This is a genomic window from Pseudomonas sp. D3, from assembly GCF_029320995.1.
GTDB classification, from domain to species: Bacteria; Pseudomonadota; Gammaproteobacteria; order Pseudomonadales; family Pseudomonadaceae; genus Aquipseudomonas; species Aquipseudomonas paraveronii.
This window is the reverse complement of the sequence record NZ_CP119772.1, coordinates 1-19112: the sequence shown is the minus strand read 5'-3', so window position 1 is coordinate 19112 and position 19112 is coordinate 1. Positions and strand designations below refer to the sequence as shown.

General features: G+C 60.8%; 19 protein-coding genes. 12 read left to right on the top strand and 7 right to left on the bottom strand.

All coding sequences use genetic code 11. The features are described from left to right. Nucleotides 1-419 precede the first annotated feature (419 nt). Nucleotides 420-653 carry a 50S ribosomal protein L28 gene (gene rpmB / locus P3S72_RS00095; RefSeq protein ID WP_003176907.1) on the top strand — a complete coding sequence of 78 codons (234 nt, stop codon included), beginning with the start codon at nt 420-422 and terminating at the stop codon, nt 651-653. Nucleotides 654-664: 11 nt separating this feature from the next. After that, the gene (gene rpmG / locus P3S72_RS00090; protein WP_003176906.1) at nt 665-820 is read left to right on the top strand and encodes a 50S ribosomal protein L33; all 156 of its coding nucleotides are present in this window, start codon (nt 665-667) and stop codon (nt 818-820) included. 71 nt (nt 821-891) lie between these two features. Here rpmG and P3S72_RS00085 read toward each other — a convergent pair whose 3' ends face one another. Next, entirely contained in the window at nt 892-1254 is a 363-nt protein-coding gene (locus tag P3S72_RS00085; protein WP_247398331.1) for a cupin domain-containing protein, read from the bottom strand. Nucleotides 1255-1484: 230 nt separating this feature from the next. On the opposite strand from P3S72_RS00085, the gene P3S72_RS00080 reads away from it, so the two are divergent. Next, the gene (locus tag P3S72_RS00080) at nt 1485-2978 is read left to right on the top strand and encodes an aldehyde dehydrogenase (RefSeq protein ID WP_247398328.1); all 1494 of its coding nucleotides are present in this window, start codon (nt 1485-1487) and stop codon (nt 2976-2978) included. A 161-nt stretch (nt 2979-3139) separates the two neighbouring features. Next, nucleotides 3140-4282: an MFS transporter gene (locus tag P3S72_RS00075; RefSeq protein ID WP_247398325.1), complete on the top strand. Its 1143-nt coding sequence runs from the start codon at nt 3140-3142 to the stop codon at nt 4280-4282. Nucleotides 4283-4296: 14 nt separating this feature from the next. Here P3S72_RS00075 and P3S72_RS00070 read toward each other — a convergent pair whose 3' ends face one another. Together P3S72_RS00070 and P3S72_RS00065 are read right to left on the bottom strand one after the other, a co-directional pair. Further along, nucleotides 4297-5865 (bottom strand): phospholipase D family protein, encoded by a 1569-nt coding sequence (locus P3S72_RS00070; protein WP_276195446.1) that lies wholly within the window; start codon nt 5863-5865, stop codon nt 4297-4299. A gap of 62 nt (nt 5866-5927) precedes the next feature. Next, the gene (locus tag P3S72_RS00065) at nt 5928-7352 is read right to left on the bottom strand and encodes a PLP-dependent aminotransferase family protein (RefSeq protein WP_276195445.1); all 1425 of its coding nucleotides are present in this window, start codon (nt 7350-7352) and stop codon (nt 5928-5930) included. Nucleotides 7353-7517: 165 nt separating this feature from the next. Here P3S72_RS00065 and P3S72_RS00060 point away from each other — a divergent pair, with 165 nt between their 5' ends. Further along, nucleotides 7518-7742 (top strand): DUF1127 domain-containing protein, encoded by a 225-nt coding sequence (locus P3S72_RS00060; RefSeq protein WP_276195444.1) that lies wholly within the window; start codon nt 7518-7520, stop codon nt 7740-7742. Nucleotide 7743: 1 nt separating this feature from the next. Here the strand turns inward: P3S72_RS00060 and P3S72_RS00055 are convergent, their stop codons facing one another. Further along, nucleotides 7744-9036, bottom strand: coding sequence for an FAD-binding oxidoreductase (locus P3S72_RS00055; RefSeq protein WP_276195443.1), 1293 nt, complete (start codon nt 9034-9036; stop codon nt 7744-7746). 115 nt (nt 9037-9151) lie between these two features. Between P3S72_RS00055 and P3S72_RS00050 the strand changes: the two genes are divergently transcribed. Further along, complete coding sequence (locus P3S72_RS00050) at nt 9152-9505, top strand: YkgJ family cysteine cluster protein (protein WP_276195442.1); 354 nt, start codon at nt 9152-9154, stop codon at nt 9503-9505. Nucleotides 9506-9570: 65 nt separating this feature from the next. Here P3S72_RS00050 and P3S72_RS00045 read toward each other — a convergent pair whose 3' ends face one another. Further along, on the bottom strand, nt 9571-10059 hold the full coding sequence (locus tag P3S72_RS00045; RefSeq protein ID WP_003206849.1) for an Lrp/AsnC ligand binding domain-containing protein: 489 nt from the start codon (nt 10057-10059) through the stop codon (nt 9571-9573). 155 nt (nt 10060-10214) lie between these two features. Between P3S72_RS00045 and dadA the strand changes: the two genes are divergently transcribed. The 6 genes from dadA to P3S72_RS00015 all read left to right on the top strand — a co-directional run bounded on the left by dadA (nt 10215) and on the right by P3S72_RS00015 (nt 16311). Further along, on the top strand, nt 10215-11516 hold the full coding sequence (gene dadA, locus P3S72_RS00040) for a D-amino acid dehydrogenase (protein ID WP_276195441.1): 1302 nt from the start codon (nt 10215-10217) through the stop codon (nt 11514-11516). After that, entirely contained in the window at nt 11488-11841 is a 354-nt protein-coding gene (locus tag P3S72_RS00035) for a RidA family protein (protein ID WP_276195440.1), read from the top strand. The genes dadA and P3S72_RS00035 overlap by 29 nt, the downstream gene beginning before the upstream one ends. Nucleotides 11842-11919: 78 nt before the next feature. Then, entirely contained in the window at nt 11920-12993 is a 1074-nt protein-coding gene (gene alr / locus P3S72_RS00030; RefSeq protein WP_276195439.1) for an alanine racemase, read from the top strand. 116 nt (nt 12994-13109) lie between these two features. After that, entirely contained in the window at nt 13110-13658 is a 549-nt protein-coding gene (locus P3S72_RS00025; RefSeq protein ID WP_276195438.1) for a cupin domain-containing protein, read from the top strand. Nucleotides 13659-13840: 182 nt separating this feature from the next. Further along, nucleotides 13841-14251, top strand: a complete 411-nt coding sequence (locus tag P3S72_RS00020; RefSeq protein ID WP_247401985.1) for a c-type cytochrome — start codon at nt 13841-13843, stop codon at nt 14249-14251. A gap of 137 nt (nt 14252-14388) precedes the next feature. Further along, nucleotides 14389-16311 carry an acetyl-CoA hydrolase/transferase C-terminal domain-containing protein gene (locus P3S72_RS00015; protein ID WP_276195437.1) on the top strand — a complete coding sequence of 641 codons (1923 nt, stop codon included), beginning with the start codon at nt 14389-14391 and terminating at the stop codon, nt 16309-16311. A gap of 160 nt (nt 16312-16471) precedes the next feature. Here the strand turns inward: P3S72_RS00015 and P3S72_RS00010 are convergent, their stop codons facing one another. Then, nucleotides 16472-17044, bottom strand: a complete 573-nt coding sequence (locus P3S72_RS00010) for a xanthine phosphoribosyltransferase (protein WP_276195436.1) — start codon at nt 17042-17044, stop codon at nt 16472-16474. A gap of 58 nt (nt 17045-17102) precedes the next feature. Next, nucleotides 17103-19112 (bottom strand): DNA helicase Rep, encoded by a 2010-nt coding sequence (gene rep / locus P3S72_RS00005; protein WP_276195435.1) that lies wholly within the window; start codon nt 19110-19112, stop codon nt 17103-17105.

The following is a 19112-nucleotide window of genomic DNA, read 5'->3' as shown; positions in this document are numbered from 1 at the left end:
GCAGTCTGGAAAAGTCCTACCGTAGTGGTCTGATCGATAAATGACTAGTCCATTTTTGCCTGTGCTTTTGCCTCAAATGCTGTTTTGATGGCGCCTCAGCGCGTTTCGCCGTGTACTTTTTGGTGCCGGCGGGCGTTGTAAATCATTCTGTGCGACGAGCGGTCGGCTGTTGCAGCGGCCCCTCCTGGCAACGGTTCGGGCATCTGTCGCCGAGATTTACGCCGTTAAAAACACACGGGCTGTTGTTGCACTTGGGTCTTTCTGGTATAAAGCAGCGCTCTTTTCTAGGGGCCCGGTTCCTTCGCTTGTAGGTGTAGCCGGTAAGACCCTAAAGAAACGCGGCGCCTGGCGCCAAATGACTGAGAGATTAAGCGGCCAACCCATGCCGGGTTGGGCATGTGGTTTTAGAGGGCTGAGGCATGTCGAGAGTCTGTCAAGTTACCGGTAAGGGTCCGGTGACTGGGAATAACATTTCCCACGCAAATAACAAAACCCGTCGTCGTTTCCTGCCGAACCTGCAGCATCACCGCTTCTGGGTTGAAGAAGAGAAACGTTTTGTTCGCCTGCGTGTATCTGCCAAAGGCATGCGCATCATCGACAAGCGTGGCATCACTGTCGTGCTGGCCGAAATCCGTGCCGCTGGCAAGATCTAAGGAGCTCTATCATGCGTGAATTGATTCGAATGATCTCTAGCGCCGGTACTGGTCACTTCTACACTACCGACAAGAACAAGCGTACTACCCCGGACAAGCTCGAAAAGAAAATGTTCGACCCGCGCGTTCGCAAGCACGTGATCTACAAAGAAGGCAAAATCAAGTAATTGATTTTCTTCCTTGTGAAAAAAAGCCCGTATCTCACGATGCGGGCTTTTTTTTGCGTGGGATTTGCTGATCAGGCTTTCTGTTCGAACACCACGTAGATCTTGCGGCAGGGCTCCAGCACTTCCCAGGTGCCGCTGAAGCCGGCCGGGATCACGAAGCGGTCGCCGGCCCGCAAGGTCTTGGCGTTGCCCTCGGCATCGCGCAATACGGAAACCCCCTGCACAATCTCGCAGTACTCATGCTCGGTGTAGTTGACCTTCCACTGCCCGACCTCGCCTTCCCAGACCCCGGCGCTCATCTGGCCGCACGGGCTGTTGTAGTGGTTGTAGATCGTCTGCTCGGGATCGCCCTTGAGGATTTTCTCGGCAGCAGGGCGATAGCGATCGGCGGCGGTTTTGGCTTGGCTGAAGTCGATGATGTCCTGGATGCTCATGTGCGTGTCCCGTCTGGCCTGCGGTTGGGGAACCCAAAGTCTATGTTTATTAAAATGAACATCGCAAGGGCGTTTACCGGCGTTATGTCAAATATATTGATACATCCCCAGCCGCTGGTTTAGGGTGGTAGCCGCCTTTAGCCGAAAAAATGGCTGGCGAGGCAAGCATTCTTTGAGGCTGCCGGGGCACATCGCCTGGCCCTTGTATTCAATAAGAGGAGGACACTCGCATGACCACCCTGACCCGTGCCGACTGGGAACAACGCGCCAAGGACCTGAAGATCGAAGGTCGCGCCTATATCAATGGCGAGTACACCGCTGCGGTTTCCGGCGACACGTTTGAATGCATCAGCCCGGTCGATGGCCGCCTGCTGACCAGCGTTGCCAGTTGTGACGTCGCCGACGCCCAGCGCGCCGTGGAAAATGCCCGCGCCACTTTCAATTCCGGTGTCTGGTCGCGCCTGGCGCCGGCCAAGCGCAAGGCCACCATGATCCGTTTCGCCGCGTTGCTCAAGGCCAATGCCGAAGAGCTGGCGCTGTTGGAAACCCTGGACATGGGCAAACCGATCAGCGATGCCCTGAACATCGACGTACCCGGCGCGGCGAATGCCCTGAGCTGGAGCGGCGAGGCAATCGACAAGATTTACGATGAGGTTGCCGCCACCCCTCACGATCAGTTGGGTCTGGTGACCCGTGAGCCGATCGGTGTGGTCGGCGCCATCGTGCCGTGGAACTTCCCGCTGATGATGGCGTGCTGGAAACTCGGGCCGGCGCTGTCCACCGGTAACTCCGTGATCCTCAAGCCGTCCGAAAAATCCCCGCTGACTGCCATCCGCATCGCGGCCCTGGCCGTTGAGGCCGGTATTCCAAAAGGCGTGTTCAACGTGCTGCCGGGTTATGGCCACACCGTGGGTAACGCGCTGGCGCTGCACATGGATGTCGACACCCTGGTGTTCACCGGTTCCACCAAAATCGCCAAACAGTTGTTGATCCGCTCCGGTGAGTCGAACATGAAGCGGGTATGGCTGGAGGCGGGCGGCAAGAGCCCGAACATCGTGTTCGCCGACGCCCCGGACCTGCAAGCCGCCGCCGAATCCGCCGCCGGTGCCATTGCCTTCAACCAGGGTGAAGTTTGCACCGCCGGTTCGCGCCTGCTGGTGGAGCGTTCCATCAAGGATAAATTCCTACCGCTGGTGATCGCTGCGCTGAAGGGCTGGAAGCCAGGCAACCCGCTGGACCCGGCCACGAACGTCGGCGCGCTGGTGGACACTCAACAGATGAACACCGTGCTGTCCTACATCGAAGCCGGCCACGCCGACGGCGCCAAATTGGTGGCCGGTGGCAAGCGCATCCTTGAAGAGACCGGCGGCACCTACGTCGAACCGACGATTTTCGACGGCGTGACCAACGCCATGAAGATTGCCCGGGAAGAAATCTTCGGCCCGGTCCTCTCGGTGCTCACCTTCGACAGCGCCGAAGAAGCCATCGCCATCGCCAACGACACCCAATACGGCCTGGCCGCAGCGGTGTGGACGGCGGATCTCTCCAAGGCGCACCTCACCGCCAAAGCCTTGCGCGCCGGTAGTGTGTGGGTCAACCAGTACGACGGCGGTGACATGACCGCGCCGTTTGGCGGCTTCAAGCAGTCGGGTAACGGTCGCGACAAGTCGCTGCATGCGTTCGACAAGTACACCGAGCTGAAGGCGACCTGGATCAAGCTCTAAGCAACACCGCAGGTCCCTGTAGGAGCGAGCTTGCTCGCGAAAAACGCCAACGATAACGCGTGCTGTCTGGTTGAACGCGGTGTCTTTGAGTTCTTCGCGAGCACGCTCGCTCCTACAGTTCGTTTACAACCCTGAAAATAGTTATCCACAGGAGCGTGGAAATGCGTTGGGCGACTTATTTCGCCGTCCTGGCCTCGGTGCTCAGCGTCGGCCTGGCGTTGGGCGTCAGCATGCCGTTGGTATCCCTGCGCCTGGAAGGCTGGGGCTACGGCAGCTTCGCCATCGGGGTGATGGCTGCGATGCCGGCCTTCGGCGTGCTGTTGGGGGCGAAGGTCTCCAGCCGGCTGGCGTCCTGGCTGGGCACCGCCCACCTGATGCGCTTGTGCCTGTGGGCGGGGGCGGTGTCCATCGGCCTGCTGGCGATTCTGCCGAGCTACCCGGTGTGGCTGGTGCTGCGGCTGATGATCGGGGTGATCCTGACCATCGTGTTTATCCTGGGCGAAAGCTGGATCAACCAGTTGGTGGTGGAGCAATGGCGTGGCCGGCTGGTGGCGCTGTATGGCTGCACCTATGCGTTGAGCCAGTTGTCGGGGCCGTTGTTGTTGGGCCTGCTGGGCACCGACCATGATTATGGGTTCTGGGTGGGCGTAGGCCTGTTGACGCTGGCGCCGTTGCTGTTGCTGGGGCGTTCCGGGGCGCCGACCGCCGACTCCTTCAGCGTGACGTTTGCCGAGCTGTGGCGCTTTTGCCGGAGCCTGCCGGCGATTGCCTGGGCGGTGGCGTTGTTCGCTGCGTTCGAGGCGATGATTCTGACGCTGCTGCCGGTGTATTGCCTGCAACAGGGCTTCACGGCCGAGGTCGCCCTGGCGATGGTCAGTACAGTGGTGGTGGGCGACGCGTTGCTGCAGTTGCCCATCGGCGCACTGGCCGACTACCTACCGCGCCGCACGCTGTTCTTGAGTTGCGCCCTCGTGTTGCTGGCGTCGAGCCTGGCGATTCCGTTGTTGCTGCACACGCCGTTGATCTGGCCGGTGTGGGTGCTGTTCGGCGCCAGTGCGGGCGGGTTGTTTACGTTGTCGTTGATCCTGATTGGCGAGCGTTACCGCGACGATGCGCTGGTGCGCGCCAATGCCCACGTGGCGCAACTCTGGGGCATCGGTTGCCTGATCGGGCCTTTGGTCGCCGGTGCGGGCAGTCAGTGGGTCAGCGGGCAGGCGTTGCCGTGGCTGATGGCGGCGGGAGCGCTTGGGCTGGTGGTGCTGTTGTTGCGCCAGGGCGCGTTTGGCGTCGTGCAATCGGCCTAGCACCTGATTTGGTCTTAGAGCATGCGTTCCAGGCCGACGGAGGTGGCGAACCAGGCATTGAAACGGCGCCACCAACTGCCGGGCTCGCGGGTCAGGGTGTGCAGTTGCCCGTTATCCTCGGTCGTCCACACCACCTGGCCATCCTGTAGTTTTGCTTCGTAGCTCAATGCTGGCGCCATGCCTTGCAGCGCCAGGTTGCGCACGTGCTCGGCCAGCTCGGGGCTGTCCACCAGCACGCCGACTTCGGTGTTCCACAGCACCGAGCGCGGGTCGAAGTTGAACGAGCCGATAAACGCTTTCTGCCGATCAAAAATCATCGCCTTGCTGTGCAGGCTGGAGTCCGAACCGAGGAAGGTGCCGCGACGAAACAGGTGTGGCCCGCTGCCTGTGCCGGGCGCACCCGGTTGGCGGCGCAACTCATAGAGTTTCACGCCGTGCTCCAGCAGCGCCTTGCGATAGGGTGCGTAGCCGCCGTGTACGGCCGGAACGTCGGTGGCTTCGAGGGAGTTGGTCAGCAGGCTTACCGAGACGCCCGCGTCTGCGCGCCCGGTCAGGTACACCAGGCCCGGCTGCCCCGGCACGAAATACGCCGAGATCATCACCAGTTCATGGTCGACGCCTGCCAACTCCGGCGCCAGTTGGGTGGTCAGCAGCAGCCGTGGGTCCGGATCAGCCTTGGCGATTACCTTGCTCGGTGCGTCCCACAGTGCCTGGTTCCAGGCCCAGATCAGCTCGCTGCGCCAGATGTCCAGGCGCGGTTCGGTCTTGTAGATGCGTAGACGGTTGTAGAGCGCGTGGTTCTGTTGGCGCGATTGGGCCAGTGACTCTTCCAGGCGCAAGCGTCCTTTGCTCAAGTCACCTTTGGACGGCAGGTTAGAGACGAACTCATCGATGGGTTTGCTCAGTGCGCTGTTCCAGTACTGGTCGAAACTGTGGCCCAGTTGCTCGGCCACCGGGCCCACGCTGAGCATGTCGATATCGGTGAAATTCAGGTTCGGTTCGGCGTCGAAATATTCGTCGCCCAGGTTACGCCCGCCGACGATGGCCGCGCTGTTGTCCGCCAGCCACAGCTTGTTGTGCATGCGTCGATGTTGCCGCGACAGGTTGAGCAGGCGCCCCATGGCCCGCGTCACGCCGGTGCTGCGCCCCAGGTGCAACGGGTTGAATAGGCGAATCTGGATGTTGGGGTGGGCGGCGAGGGTGGCGATGACCTGATCGAGGCCGTCGCTGGTGGTGTCGTCCAGCAGGATGCGCACGCGCACGCCACGGTCGGCGGCCTTGAGCAGTTCATCCACGAGCAGGCGAGTGCTGATGCCGTCGTGGACGATGTAGTACTGCAGGTCGAGGCTGGTCTGGGCGTTGCGGATCAGTTCGGCGCGGGCCATGAACGCCTCGCTGCTGTTGGGCAGCAAGCGAAAGCCGGAGCGGCCCTGATGCGGCGCGGCCTGGGCCTGGATCGAGCGACCGAACGACGATTGCGCCGCCGGCAGGGCGTCGCTGGGGATGCGCGGCACATCGACCGTAGCGCAGCCGCCCAGGGCCAGGGCGCCCACCAGGAAAAACGCTAAAAGCCGTCGAGTCATCAAGGGCGCTGCTTCCACATCAGGGCGTTTGTCGACATATGACGGCTATTTCCCGAGAAAGGTCAGTCGGCGGCCTCGGCCAGCATCTTGCTCGCGGCGGCGCCGACCTTGCGCACCGCCTCTTCAATCTGCGGCGTAGGTTTGGCCGCGTAGTTCATGCGCAGGCAGTTCCTGTACTTGCCGGAAGCGGAAAAGATACTGCCCACGGCGATTTGTACGCCTTGTTCCATCAACGCACGGTTGAGCTTGAGGGTGTCGAAGCCTTCCGGCAGCTCGATCCACAGCATGAAGCTGCCTTGAGGTCGGCTGGCGCGGGTACCGGCGGGGAAATAGCGGCTGACCCAGTCGAGCATCAAGTCGCGATTACGTTGGTATTGCGTGCGCATCCGCCGCAAATGCGGTTCGAAATGGCCGCCTTTGAGAAACTCAGCGATGGCGATCTGCGGCTGGGTCGCGGTGGAGCCGGTGCTGATGTATTTCATGTGCAGCACCCGCTCCAGGTAGCGGCCCGGAGCGACCCAGCCAATCCGCAGCCCCGGCGCCAGGGTTTTCGAGAAGGAGCTGCAGAGCAATACGCGACCATCTTCGTCGAAGGATTTGATGGTGCGCGGGCGCGGGTAGCTGTAGGCCAGTTCGCCATACACATCGTCTTCGATGATCGCCACGTCAAAGCGCTGGGCCAGGGTCAGCAGCGCCCGCTTGCGCGCCTCCGGCATGATGTAGCCCAAGGGGTTGTTGCAGTTGGGGGTCAGTTGAATGATTTTGATCGGCCACTGTTCCAGGGCCAGTTCCAGGGCTTCGAGGCTGATGCCGGTGAGCGGGTCCGTAGGGATTTCCAGGGCTTTCATGCCCAGGCCCTTGAGGGTTTGCATGGCGCCGTGGAAGCTCGGCGAGTCTACCGCGACGATATCGCCTGCCTCGCAAATGGCACGGATGCTGGCGGACAGCGCTTCATGGCAGCCGGTGGTGATCACGATGTCTTCGGCGGTCAATTGGCAGCCGGAATCCAATGACAGTCGAGCGATTTGCTCGCGCAGTTCCATACAGCCGAGGATGTTGTCGTAATACAACCCCGGCAGATCCTGACGCCGGCTGACGCGGGCCAGGCTGCGCAGCAGGGGCTTGAGGGTGGGCGACAACACGTCCGGCATGCCGCGCCCCATCTGTATGACATCTTTACGCGGCACTGCGCGAATCAACTCGAGTACCTGGTCCCACTGGGAAATTTCCACCGGGCGCTGGGCCGGGCGGCCGACTTCGGGCAAGGCCGGCAGCTCACGGCTCGCGGGCACAAAGTAACCGGACTTGGGCTTCGGCATCGCCAGGCCGTTGTCTTCCAGCACGCGATACGCTTGCTGCACGGTGCTCAAACTGACCCCGTGCTCCACGCTCAAGGCCCGTACAGAAGGCAGCCTATCGCCGGGGCGGTAGAAGCCTTGCTCGATGCGGGTGCCCAGCAATTCGGCGAGGTTGACGTAAAGGGTCACGGTGATCACTCCCAAAGGACCAGTACAGATCCAGGGAAAATACAGGATTCAGCCGTTCGTGGGCAGTGTCTGTATGGATTTAATAAAATTCGGTTGAATCTGTAATGGTTTTGTCCGCCCGCTCATTCTAGTCACTCATGGCAACCAGCAAATGAGGGCAGCAAAATGAACGGGATGAGCGATGTGCGGCTGACGTTACACAGTCAGGAACTGGAAGCTGGGCAGGAGCCGACGATGTCGACCCTGACGCGCAACCGCTGGAGCCTGTTCTGGTGTCGCCGCCACACGCGTAAGGCGTTGCTGGACCTGACTGCCGAGCAACTGCGGGATATCGGGCTGACCGCCGAGCAGGCGCGCCAGGAAGGCCTGAAGCCGTTCTGGCGCCGTTGAGTCACACCTGTTCTTTCAGCCGGTGCCAGAGCATCCCCAGCGCCAACAGCGGCGAGCGCAAGTGCTTGCCGCCGGGGAAGGTGATGTGCGGCACCTGGGCGAACAGATCGAAACGTCCCTGCTGCTGGCCGCTGATGGCTTCGCCCAGCAGCTTGCCCGCCAGGTGCGTAGCGTTGAGGCCATGACCGGCGTAGGCCTGGGCGTAATACACATTGGGTTGATCCGCCAATCGGCCGATCTGCGGCAAGCGGTTGGCGCCGATGCCGATCATGCCGCCCCATTGGTAGTCGATCTTCACGTCGGCCAGTTGCGGGAACACCTGCAACATCTTCGGTCGCATGTAGGCGCTGATGTCCTGGGGGTCGCGGCCGGAATAATGACAGGCGCCGCCGAACAGCAGGCGACGGTCGGCGGACAGGCGGAAGTAGTCCACCGTCACCCGCTGATCACACACTGCCATGTTTTGCGGCAGTAACTGGGCGGCCTGGGCTGCGCTTAGCGGCTCGGTGGCGATGATGTAACTGCCGGCGGGCAGCACTTTGCCGCTCAGGTGTGGGTTCAGGCCATTCAGGTAGGCGTTGCAGGCCAGCACCAGGGTCTTGGCGCGCACATTGCCGCGGGCGGTGTGTACGTTGACCTCGGGGCCGTAGTCGATGCGCGTCACTTCGGAGTGCTCGAACAGTTGCGCGCCCAGTTGCGCTGCGGCGGCCGCTTCGCCGAGGGCCAGGTTCAGCGGGTGCAGGTGGCCCGAGCCCATGTCGATCATGCCGCCCACGTAGCGGTCGGAGCCGATCACGCTGCCCATTTCGCCGGCTTGCAGCAGGCGTACTTCATGGCGATAGCCCAGGCTGCGCAACGCTTCGGCGTCTTCGGCGAGGCCGAGCAGGTCGCGGGGTTTGTTGGCCAGGTCGCAGTAACCCCAGGTCAGGTCACAGGCGATCTGGAAGCGCTCGACGCGCTGGCGCACAATTTCTACCGCCTCCAGGCCCATCAATTTCATCTGGCGCACGCCGTCGGTGCCGATCACATTGGCGAACTGCTCCAGGCCGTGGCCGACGCCGCGAATCAATTGGCCGCCGTTGCGCCCGCTGGCGCCCCAGGCAATCTTGCGCGCCTCCAGCAGCACCACGCTGAACCCACGTTCGGCCAGTTCCAGGGCGGTGTTGATCCCGGAAAAACCACCGCCGATCACGCACACGTCGGCAACCCTTTCGCCGGCCAACGCCGGGTAGTCGGGTTGCGGCAGGCTGCTGGCGGCGTAGTAGGAAGCGGTGTGCCGGGCACTGGCGGTCATGGGGAATATCCCTGTTTGGAAAACTTGGCGCAGGATACAGCGGTCGGACGAAGCTGTCTCACCGTGGGCTTTTGCGGCAGAATCCACGCCTATTCGCCGTTCGGTACGTGTTTCGATGAGTTGCAACAGTCAGAAAATCAGCGCGTTGCGCCGACAGATTCCCTCGTTCGAGTGCGTCCCCGGCTGCCACGATTGCTGTGGGCCGGTGACGACCTCACCCGAGGAAATGTCGCGCCTGCCGCGTAAGACCGCTGCCGAGCAGGAAGCTGCCATGGACGAATTAAACTGTGTCCACCTGGGCCCCAATGGCTGCACGGTGTATGGCGAGCGACCGCTGATCTGTAGGCTTTTCGGCACCACAAAGACCTTGCCGTGCCCCAATGGGCGCGGGCCGGTGGAGCTGATTCACCCGCGCGTCGAGAAGCAGATCCATGAATACATGGCGAGTACCCGGCAGGTGCTGGTCTAACAGAGGTATGCGGTCAAAATGTGGGAGGGGGCAAGCCCCCTCCCACATTGACCCAGTTGTGTCAGTCAGTCGGGGATCGGCAGATTGAGGCTCTCTTTCACTTCCTCCATCACGATATAGCTCTTGGACTCCCGCACATGGGGCAGTTTGAGCAGGATGTCGCCGAGCAACTTGCGGTACGAGGCCATCTCGGAAATCCGCGCTTTCACCAGGTAGTCGAAGTCCCCCGACACTAGGTGGCACTCCAGCACATGGGGCAATTTCAGCACGGCGCGGCGGAATTCTTCAAAGGTGTCGCCGGATTTGTAATCGAGGCTGATCTCGACAAATACCAGCAAACTCCCCTTCAAATGCTGGGGGTTGAGCCGCGCGTTGTAGCCCATGATGATCCCTTCACGCTCCAGGCGGCGCACGCGCTCGGTGCAGGGGGTGGTCGACAGCCCGACCTTTTCCCCCAGCTCCGTGAACGAAATACGCCCGTCGGCTTGCAGGATGCGCAGGATATTGCGGTCGATCTTGTCCAGCTCCCGCTTGGTCTGGGTGTTGGTACGCATAGGGGATACGCCTCTGTTAAAAGGGTTTTTGCCGAGAATTGTCGCCAAATATAAGCATTTATATAGTGAAATGCACTGGTGATTGCTTTTTATACTGCTCACATTATTGCTCGAACAACACACGTCGGCGGTCAAGCCGCGATGAGGATATAAAAATGCGCGTTCTGGTCTTGGGTAGCGGCGTCATTGGTGTGACCAGTGCCTACTATTTGGCGCGAGCCGGCTTTGAGGTGGTCGTGGTCGATCGTCAGCCTGCCGCTGCCATGGAAACCAGTTTCGCCAACGCCGGCCAAGTGTCTCCAGGCTACGCTTCGCCATGGGCTGCACCGGGTGTGCCGCTCAAGGCCATCAAGTGGCTGCTGCAACGCCACGCGCCGCTGGCGATCAAGGCTACCGCTGATATCAACCAATACCTGTGGATGGCGCAGATGCTGCGCAACTGCACCGCCAGCCGGTATGCGGTGAACAAGGAGCGCATGGTCCGCCTGTCCGAGTACAGCCGCGACTGCCTCGACGAGCTGCGCGCTGAAACCGGGATTGCCTACGAAGGCCGCAGCCTCGGTACGACCCAACTGTTCCGCACCCAGGCCCAACTCGATGGGGCGGCCAAAGATATCGCCGTGTTGAAAGAGTCCGGCGTGCCGTTCGAATTGCTTGACCGCGCCGGCATCGCCCGTGTCGAACCGGCCCTGGCCAGTGTTACCGACATCCTCGCCGGTGCCCTGCGCCTGCCGAACGACCAGACCGGCGACTGCCAGATGTTCACCACCCGCCTGGTCGACATGTGCAAGCAGTTGGGCGTCGAATTCCGGTTCGAACAGGATATCCAACGCCTCGACTACGCCGGTGATCGCATCAACGGCGTGTTGATCGACGGCAAGCTGGAAACCGCCGACCGCTACGTGCTGGCCCTCGGCAGTTACTCGCCGCAGTTGCTCAAGCCGTTGGGGATCAAGGCGCCGGTGTACCCGCTCAAGGGCTACTCGCTGACCGTGCCGATCACCAACCCGGCGATGGCGCCGACGTCGACCATTCTCGACGAGACCTACAAGGTCGCGATCACCCGTTTCGACAACCGTATCCGTGTCGGCGGCATGGCTGAAATAGCCGGTTTTGACCTGTCGCTTAACCCGCGTCGGCGTGAAACCCTGGAGATGATCGTCAACGACCTTTATCCTCAGGGCGGCGATCTGAGCGAAGCGATCTTTTGGACCGGGCTGCGCCCAACCACTCCCGACGGCACGCCGATTGTCGGTGCCACCCCGTTCAAGAACCTGTTCCTGAACACCGGCCACGGCACCCTCGGTTGGACCATGGCATGCGGTTCCGGTCGTTTACTGGCGGACCTGATGGCGAAGAAAACGCCGCAGATCAGCGCCGAAGGCCTCGATATTTCCCGTTATGGCAACCACCAGGAGTCTGAAAAACATGTCAATCCAGCGCCAGCTCACCAATGAGCGCATGAGCCAGATCGTTGCCCACAGCGGGACCGTGTATTTGTCAGGGCAAGTCGGCGACGACCTGAGTGCCGGGATTGAACAGCAGACCCGTGAAGCGCTGGCTACTATCGAGCGCCTGCTGGACCTGGCCGGTACCGACAAGACCAAGTTGCTGTCGGTGACGATCTACCTGAAAGACATTGACGCCGATTTCGCCGGCATGAACGCAGTGTGGGACACGTGGCTGCCTAAAGGCGTTGCCCCGGCCCGCGCCACGGTTGAAGCGAAACTGTGCGAACCGCAAATCCTGGTGGAGCTGTCCGTCGTGGCCGCCCTGCCTTAAGCAACGATCCCTCTCCCGGCACCGATGTTGTTGGTCGGTGCCGGTTTTTTTCACTCTGCCGCCTAGAAGCCTGCCGCCATGCGTCCAGCCCGTGCCCTGATCGACCTCCAAGCCCTGCGCAACAACTACCAATTGGCCCGTGAAGTCACGGGGGCCAAGGCCCTCGCCGTGGTCAAGGCCGATGCCTACGGCCATGGTGCCGTGCGCGTGGCCCAGGCACTGGAAGCCGAGGCCGATGGTTTTGCCGTGGCGTGTATCGAGGAAGCGTTGGAGCTGCGGGCCGCCGGCATCCGCGCGCCGGTGTTGCTGCTGGAAGGGTTTTTCGAAGCCGACGAGCTGCCGCTGATCATCGAGCATGATTTCTGGTGCGTGGTGCATTCGCTGTGGCAACTGGAGGCGATCGAACAGGCCAAGTTGAGCAAGCCACTGACCCTCTGGCTCAAGCTGGATTCGGGCATGCACCGCGTCGGCCTGCATCCCAAGGATTACCACGAGGCGTACCAGCGCCTGCTGGCCAGCGGCAAGGTGGCGAAGATTGTGTTGATGAGCCACTTCGCCCGCGCCGATGAACTCGATTGCGTGCGCAGTAATGAACAAGTAGCGGTGTTCGAGGCAGCGCGCCAGGGCTTGTCGGCTGAGGTCAGCCTGCGCAATTCACCCTCGGTGATGGGCTGGCCGAATGTGTCCAGCGACTGGGTGCGCCCGGGCATCATGTTGTACGGCGCGACGCCGTTTGGTGAAGACCAGGCCATCGCCGCACGCTTGCAGCCGGTGATGACCCTGGAGTCGAAAGTCATCTGCGTGCGCGAATTGCCGGCCGGCGAGCCGGTAGGCTACGGCGCCAAGTTCATCACGCCCAAATCGATGCGGATCGGCGTGGTTGCGATGGGTTATGCCGACGGTTATCCGCGTCACGCGCCCACCGGTACGCCGGTGTTGGTGGCGGGGCAGCGCAGCCAGTTACTGGGCCGCGTATCCATGGACATGCTGTGCATCGACCTCACCGACGTGCCCCAGGCCGGCCTCGGTTCCACCGTGGAGTTGTGGGGCAAGAACATCCTCGCCAGTGACATCGCAGTCGCCGCCGAGACCATCCCTTACCAGATATTCTGCAACCTGCACCGCGTGCCAAGGCTCTATTCCGGCGCTTGATCGGCCGTTACGAACGGAGCTGGCGAGGATTTAGGCTCAAGTGTTGTAAATACTGAACGCTGTCGCCATGATAACGCTCAATTACAACAAAGCCTGAATCCTAGGAGGCTCCCGCATTGGACGTCGGCGAACGACTGCAATCCATCCGTAAGCTGAAGGGTCTTTCCCAGCGTGAGCTCGCCAAGCGTGCGGGTGTCACCAACAGCACCATTTCGATGATCGAAAAGAACAGTGTCAGCCCTTCCATCAGTTCCTTGCGCAAGGTGCTGGGCGGCATCCCTATGTCGATGGTCGAGTTCTTTTCCGAGGAAATCCTCGAGGAAATACCGACCCAGATCGTCTATAAAGCCAACGAGCTGATCGACATCTCCGACGGCGCCGTCACCATGAAACTGGTGGGGCGCGCACATCCGAGCCGGGCGATCACGTTTCTCAACGAAATTTACCCGCCTGGCGCTGACACCGGCGTAGAAATGCTCACCCATGAAGGCGAGGAAACCGGGATTTTGGTGGAAGGTCGCCTGGAGTTGGTGGTCGGTCTTGAAATTTTTGTGCTCGAAGCCGGCGATAGCTACTACTTTGAAAGCACCAAGCCCCATCGTTTTCGCAATCCGTTCGATATGCCGGCGCGACTAATCAGCGCAGCCACACCCGCGAATTTTTGACAGAAGAGGCGTCCTGCCAGCATTGCAGAGACACCCGCAGCTGTATTCCGTGAAACTGAATCTCCCTTTGCTTAATAGGGTTGTTTCAGCCAAGCGGGCTAACCGTTATACTTTCGCCGCCTGCGAAACCGTGGCCGCAGGCGTGAATAGCCACCATTGAGGGTGAACGCGTGAACCTAATTATGAAAATGCTGGCTGCACCAGCAACCGTACTGGCCCTTTGGGCTGTCAGCGCTCAAGCTGCGACCAATGATGACATTGCCAAGCGCCTGGAGCCTGTTGGCCAAGTGTGTGTGCAGGGACAGGAGTGCAAAGGGATGGAAGTCGCCGTAACAGCGGGCGGCGGCGGTGCAAAAACACCGGATGAGATCATCACCAAGCACTGCAGTGCGTGCCACCAAACCGGCCTGTTGGGCGCCCCGAAAATCGGCGACACCGCCGCCTGGAAAGACCGCGCCGACCACCAGGGCGGCCTCGACGGCATCCTGGCCAAGGCGATCACGGGTATCAATTCCATGCCGCCAAAAGGCACGTGTGCTGATTGCTCGGATGCTGATCTGAAGGGCGCAATCAAGAAGATGTCCGGGTTGTAATCCAGCGATCTTCGTCAAAAATGCCGCTTACGAGCGGCTTTTTTGTGCCCTCGATTTATGTTTAGAGGCTGTTCTTTGCAGCAAAGACCCGCCACTCTCTGTCCAACCCCTAATCACGAAATGTTCAGGAGGGTCGGATGGTGCAGTTATGTTCAATCGAGCAAGCCGTTGACGACGTACTTGCGCGCTTGCCGGCGCATATCCACATGGGCTTGCCTCTGGGCCTGGGCAAGCCCAATTTGTTCGTTAATGCGCTGTACCGCCGTATCGCCAAGCTGCCGGAGCGGGCGCTGACGATCTACACCGCATTGAGCCTGGGTCGCCCGGCGTTGGGCGATGGCTTACAGAAGCGCTTCCTGGAACCGTTTACCGAACGGGTGTTTGGCGACTATCCCGAGCTGGATTTCCTCGCCGCTCTGCATAAAGACAGTCTTCCAAAAAATATCCACGTACAGCAATTTTTCATGCAGCCAGGCAGCCTGCTTCACAGCCAATCAGCGCAACAGGACTACGTCAGCAGTAACTACAGCCACGCCGCGCGCGATATCTACGCCGCGGGCCTGAACCTAGTGGCGCAACTGGTGGCCAGCAGCGCCGAACACCCCGACCGGCTGAGCCTGAGCTGCAACCCCGATATCACCCTCGACCTGCTGCCGATGATCGCCAAGCGCCGCGCCGCCGGGGAAACCGTGCTGATTGTCGGCCAGGTCCACACCGATCTGCCCTACATGCCCGGTGATTCGGAGCTGGGCATGGATGAATTCGACTACCTGCTCGATGAAAAGGACAGCACCACGCTGTTCTCCACGCCGAATATGCCGGTGGGCTTCCAGGACCACTTTATCGGCCTGCATGCCAGTACGCTGGTGCGTGATGGCGGCACCTTGCAGATCGGGATCGGTTCGATGGGCGATGCGCTGACCGCCGCCTTGCTCGCGCGCCAGGCGGATAATGAAGCCTATCGGCTGCTGCTGACCGACCTCGATGTGTACCAGTGGGCGCCGCTGATCAGCCGTGAAGGTGGCGTTGAGCCCTTCGCCAAAGGCCTTTATGGTTGCAGCGAAATGTTCGTCAACGGCCTGCTGGTATTGACGGATGCCGGGATTGTGCGGCGCAAGGTCTACCCGGATGTGGCAACCCAGGAACAGGCGAATGCCGGCCTGCTCGATGACGCGGCGCAGCCCGACGGCGTTTCGATCCATGGCGGTTTTTTCGTTGGCCCGCGCAGTTTCTACCAACGTTTGCAGGACATGCCGCTCGCCAAGCGTCAGGCATTCAACATGACGCGCATCAGTTACATCAACGAGCTGTACGGGCAGGAAGAACTCAAGCGTTTGCAGCGTCTGGATGCGCGGTTTATCAACAGCGCGATCGTGGTGACCTTGCTCGGCGCCGGGGTTGCCGACCAACTGGAAGGTGGCCACGTGCTCAGTGGCGTGGGCGGGCAGTACAACTTCGTTGCCCAGGGCCACGCGCTGGAAGGCGCGCGCTCGATCCTGATGCTGCGCAGTTGGCGCGAAGCGGGGGGAGAAGTCAGTTCCAATATCGTTTGGGAGTACGGCCATTGCACCATCCCACGGCACCTGCGGGACATTGTGATCACCGAATACGGAATTGCCGACTTGCGCGGTCAGACCGACGCCAAGGTGATCGAGGCGTTGCTCAACATCACCGACTCCAGGTTCCAGGGCGACTTGATCGAGCAAGCGCAAAAGGCTGGCAAGTTACCCCAGGATTTCCAGCTGGACCCGCGCTTTACCGACAATACTCCGGAGCGGCTTCAGGCCCTTCAGGCACGGCATCGCCGATTGTTTCCGGAGTATCCGCTGGGCACTGACTTCACGGATGAGGAGCGGGATCTGTTGCGGGCGTTGAACTGGCTCAAGAGCAAATTCAAGCTGAGCGAGATTTTCGACTTGGGCAAGGCGGCGCTGGATGCACCGGAGCCGGAGGCGTTTCCAGAGCATCTGAAGCGGATGCGGTTGGATAAGCCTGAAGGTTTGAAGGAGGACGTGTATCAGCGGCTGTTGCTCGCCGGCCTCCAGGCCACCGTGCACTAAATGTGAGAGGGGCGGTGCGACGATTCGACTTGCCCCCGATAGCAGTGGGTCAGCCAACACATTTGGTGACTGATACACCGCTATCGGGGGCAAGTCGAATCGTCGCACCGCCCCTCCCACATTTTGATCCGTGCTCACCTGGTATTTGCTGTGTAGCAAATTACTCGATGAAGGTGACGACACCACCGCTCAGCGATTTCACCCGCGCCAGCGACTCAACCCGATAACCCTGCGCATCCAGTTCGGCACGCCCACCCTGGAACGACTTCTCGATCACAATCCCCACGCCGGCAACGGTGGCGCCGGCCTGTTTGATGATCGAGATCAGCGCCTGGGATGCTTTGCCGTTGGCCAGGAAGTCATCGATGATCAGTACGCGGTCGCTGCTGGTCAGGTGGCGCGGCGAGATCGCCACGGTGCTTTCGACTTTCTTGGTGAAGGAATACACCGTCGCCGACAGCAGGTTTTCGGTCAGGGTCAGGGACTGCTGCTTACGGGCGAAGATTACCGGCACGCCGAGGTTCAGGCCGGTCATGATCGCCGGGGCTATCCCCGAGGCTTCGATGGTGACGATCTTGGTGATGCCCGAATCTTTGAACAGCGCGGCGAATTCGTCGCCGATCAGTTTCATCAGCGCCGGGTCGATCTGGTGGTTCAGAAAGGCGTCGACCTTGAGTACCTGATCGGAAAGCACGACGCCTTCTTCGCGAATTTTCTTGTGCAGTGCTTCCACGGAACGCTTCCTCTAATGGCGCGCAGTGCGCCGAAAGTAGATTAAAAAATAGTCAATTCTAGCGCTTTAACATCGCGCGTATATCCGCCAGGGCGGTGTTGCCGCGAACGGCCTTCACCTCGGTCGGGGTGTCGTCATTGCCTTCCCAGGCCAGGTCGTCCGGCGGCAGTTCGTCGAGGAACCGGCTGGGGGCACAATCGATGATTTCGCCGTATTGCTTGCGCTTGGCGGCAAAGGTGAAGGCCAGTGTCTGACGCGCGCGGGTAATGCCCACGTAGGCCAGGCGCCGTTCTTCCTCGATGGTGTCGGCTTCGATGCTGGAGCGGTGCGGGAGGATTTCCTCTTCCATGCCCATGATGAACACGTAGGGAAATTCCAGGCCCTTGGACGCATGCAAGGTCATCATCTGTACACCTTCGGCGCCGTCTTCCTCTTCCTGCTGGCGCTCGAGCATGTCGCGTAGCACCAGCTTGCCGATGGCGTCTTCGACGGTCATTTCGCCGTCTTCGTCTTTTTCCAGGGTGTTCTTCAGCGCTTCGATCAGGAACCAGACGTTGCCCATGCGGTAATCCGCGGCCTTGTCGCTGGAACTGTTGGTGCGTAGCCAGTTTTCATAGTCGATGTCCATGACCATGCTGCGCAGGGCGCTGATCGGGTCTTCGCCGGCGCACTGCTCGCGCACTTTGTCCATGAAGCGCTTGAAGCGCGACAGGCGATCGGTGAAGCGCGTGTCCAGGTGTTCGCCCAGGCCGATTTCGTCGGTGGCGGCGTACATCGAGATCTTGCGTTCGGTGGCGTAGTTGCCGAGTTTCTCAAGCGTCGTCGAACCGATTTCCCTGCGTGGGACGTTGATCACCCGCAGGAAGGCGTTGTCATCATCCGGGTTCACGATCAGCCGGAAGTAGGCCATCAGGTCTTTCACTTCCTGGCGTCCGAAAAAGCTGTTGCCGCCCGACAGACGATACGGAATCTGGTGGTGCTGCAGCTTCAGCTCGATCAACTTGGCCTGGTAGTTCCCGCGATACAGGATCGCAAAGTCACTGTAGGGCCGGTCGGTGCGCAGGTGCAGGGTCAGCAGTTCGACGGCCACGCGCTCGGCTTCGGCGTCTTCGTTGCGGCAGCGGATCACGCGGATCTCATCGCCGTGGCCCATCTCGCTCCACAGTTGTTTTTCAAACTCGTGGGGGTTGTTCGAGATCAGCACGTTGGCGCAGCGCAGGATACGGCTGGTGGAGCGGTAGTTCTGCTCCAGCATCACCACTTTCAAGGACGGGTAGTCGACCTTGAGCAGCATCAGGTTTTCCGGGCGTGCACCGCGCCAGGCGTAGATCGACTGGTCGTCGTCACCCACCACGGTGAACTGGTTGCGCTTGCCGATCAGCAACTTCACCAGCAGGTACTGGCTGGCGTTGGTGTCCTGGTATTCGTCCACCAGCAGGTAGCGCACCTTGTTCTGCCACTTTTCGAGGATGTCGGCGTGTTCCTGGAACAGCTTGACCGGCTGCAGGATCAGGTCGTCGAAGTCCACCGCGTTGAACGCCTTGAGCGTGCGCTGGTAGTGGGTGTAGACGATGGCGGCGGTCTGTTCCTTGGGGTTGCGCGCGTTTTCCAGGGCTTCGGCGGGCAGGACCAGGTCGTTTTTCCACGCGCCGATCATGTTCTTGATCTCGTCGACGCCATCGTCGCCCGCGTATTCCTTCTGCATGATGTCGGTCATCAGGGCCTTGACGTCGGTCTCGTCGAAGATCGAGAAGCCTGGCTTGTAGCCCAGTCGCACATGCTCCTTGCGGATGATGTTCAGCCCCAGGTTGTGGAAGGTACACACAGTGAGGCCACGGCCTTCGCCACCCTTGAGCAGGGTGGCGACACGCTCTTTCATTTCCCGCGCCGCCTTGTTGGTAAAGGTCATGGCGACGATGTACTGGGCGCGGATGCCGCAGTTCTGGATCAGGTGCGCGATCTTGCGGGTGATCACGCTGGTCTTGCCGGAGCCAGCACCGGCGAGCACCAATAGAGGGCCGCCGACGTAGTTCACGGCTTCTTGCTGCCGGGGATTGAGTCGGGACAT

What these genes read in the sequence shown, in the direction of transcription:
- rpmB (WP_003176907.1), top strand. Translation starts at nt 420, where the DNA reads ATGTCGAGAGTCTGTCAAGTTACCGGTAAGGGTCCGGTGACTGGGAAT.
- rpmG (WP_003176906.1), top strand. Translation starts at nt 665, where the DNA reads ATGCGTGAATTGATTCGAATGATCTCTAGCGCCGGTACTGGTCACTTC.
- P3S72_RS00085 (WP_247398331.1), bottom strand. Translation starts at nt 1,254, where the DNA reads ATGAGCATCCAGGACATCATCGACTTCAGCCAAGCCAAAACCGCCGCC.
- P3S72_RS00080 (WP_247398328.1), top strand. Translation starts at nt 1,485, where the DNA reads ATGACCACCCTGACCCGTGCCGACTGGGAACAACGCGCCAAGGACCTG.
- P3S72_RS00075 (WP_247398325.1), top strand. Translation starts at nt 3,140, where the DNA reads ATGCGTTGGGCGACTTATTTCGCCGTCCTGGCCTCGGTGCTCAGCGTC.
- P3S72_RS00070 (WP_276195446.1), bottom strand. Translation starts at nt 5,865, where the DNA reads ATGACTCGACGGCTTTTAGCGTTTTTCCTGGTGGGCGCCCTGGCCCTG.
- P3S72_RS00060 (WP_276195444.1), top strand. Translation starts at nt 7,518, where the DNA reads ATGAACGGGATGAGCGATGTGCGGCTGACGTTACACAGTCAGGAACTG.
- P3S72_RS00055 (WP_276195443.1), bottom strand. Translation starts at nt 9,036, where the DNA reads ATGACCGCCAGTGCCCGGCACACCGCTTCCTACTACGCCGCCAGCAGC.
- P3S72_RS00050 (WP_276195442.1), top strand. Translation starts at nt 9,152, where the DNA reads ATGAGTTGCAACAGTCAGAAAATCAGCGCGTTGCGCCGACAGATTCCC.
- P3S72_RS00045 (WP_003206849.1), bottom strand. Translation starts at nt 10,059, where the DNA reads ATGCGTACCAACACCCAGACCAAGCGGGAGCTGGACAAGATCGACCGC.
- dadA (WP_276195441.1), top strand. Translation starts at nt 10,215, where the DNA reads ATGCGCGTTCTGGTCTTGGGTAGCGGCGTCATTGGTGTGACCAGTGCC.
- P3S72_RS00035 (WP_276195440.1), top strand. Translation starts at nt 11,488, where the DNA reads ATGTCAATCCAGCGCCAGCTCACCAATGAGCGCATGAGCCAGATCGTT.
- alr (WP_276195439.1), top strand. Translation starts at nt 11,920, where the DNA reads ATGCGTCCAGCCCGTGCCCTGATCGACCTCCAAGCCCTGCGCAACAAC.
- P3S72_RS00020 (WP_247401985.1), top strand. Translation starts at nt 13,841, where the DNA reads ATGAAAATGCTGGCTGCACCAGCAACCGTACTGGCCCTTTGGGCTGTC.
- P3S72_RS00015 (WP_276195437.1), top strand. Translation starts at nt 14,389, where the DNA reads ATGGTGCAGTTATGTTCAATCGAGCAAGCCGTTGACGACGTACTTGCG.
- rep (WP_276195435.1), bottom strand. Translation starts at nt 19,112, where the DNA reads ATGTCCCGACTCAATCCCCGGCAGCAAGAAGCCGTGAACTACGTCGGC.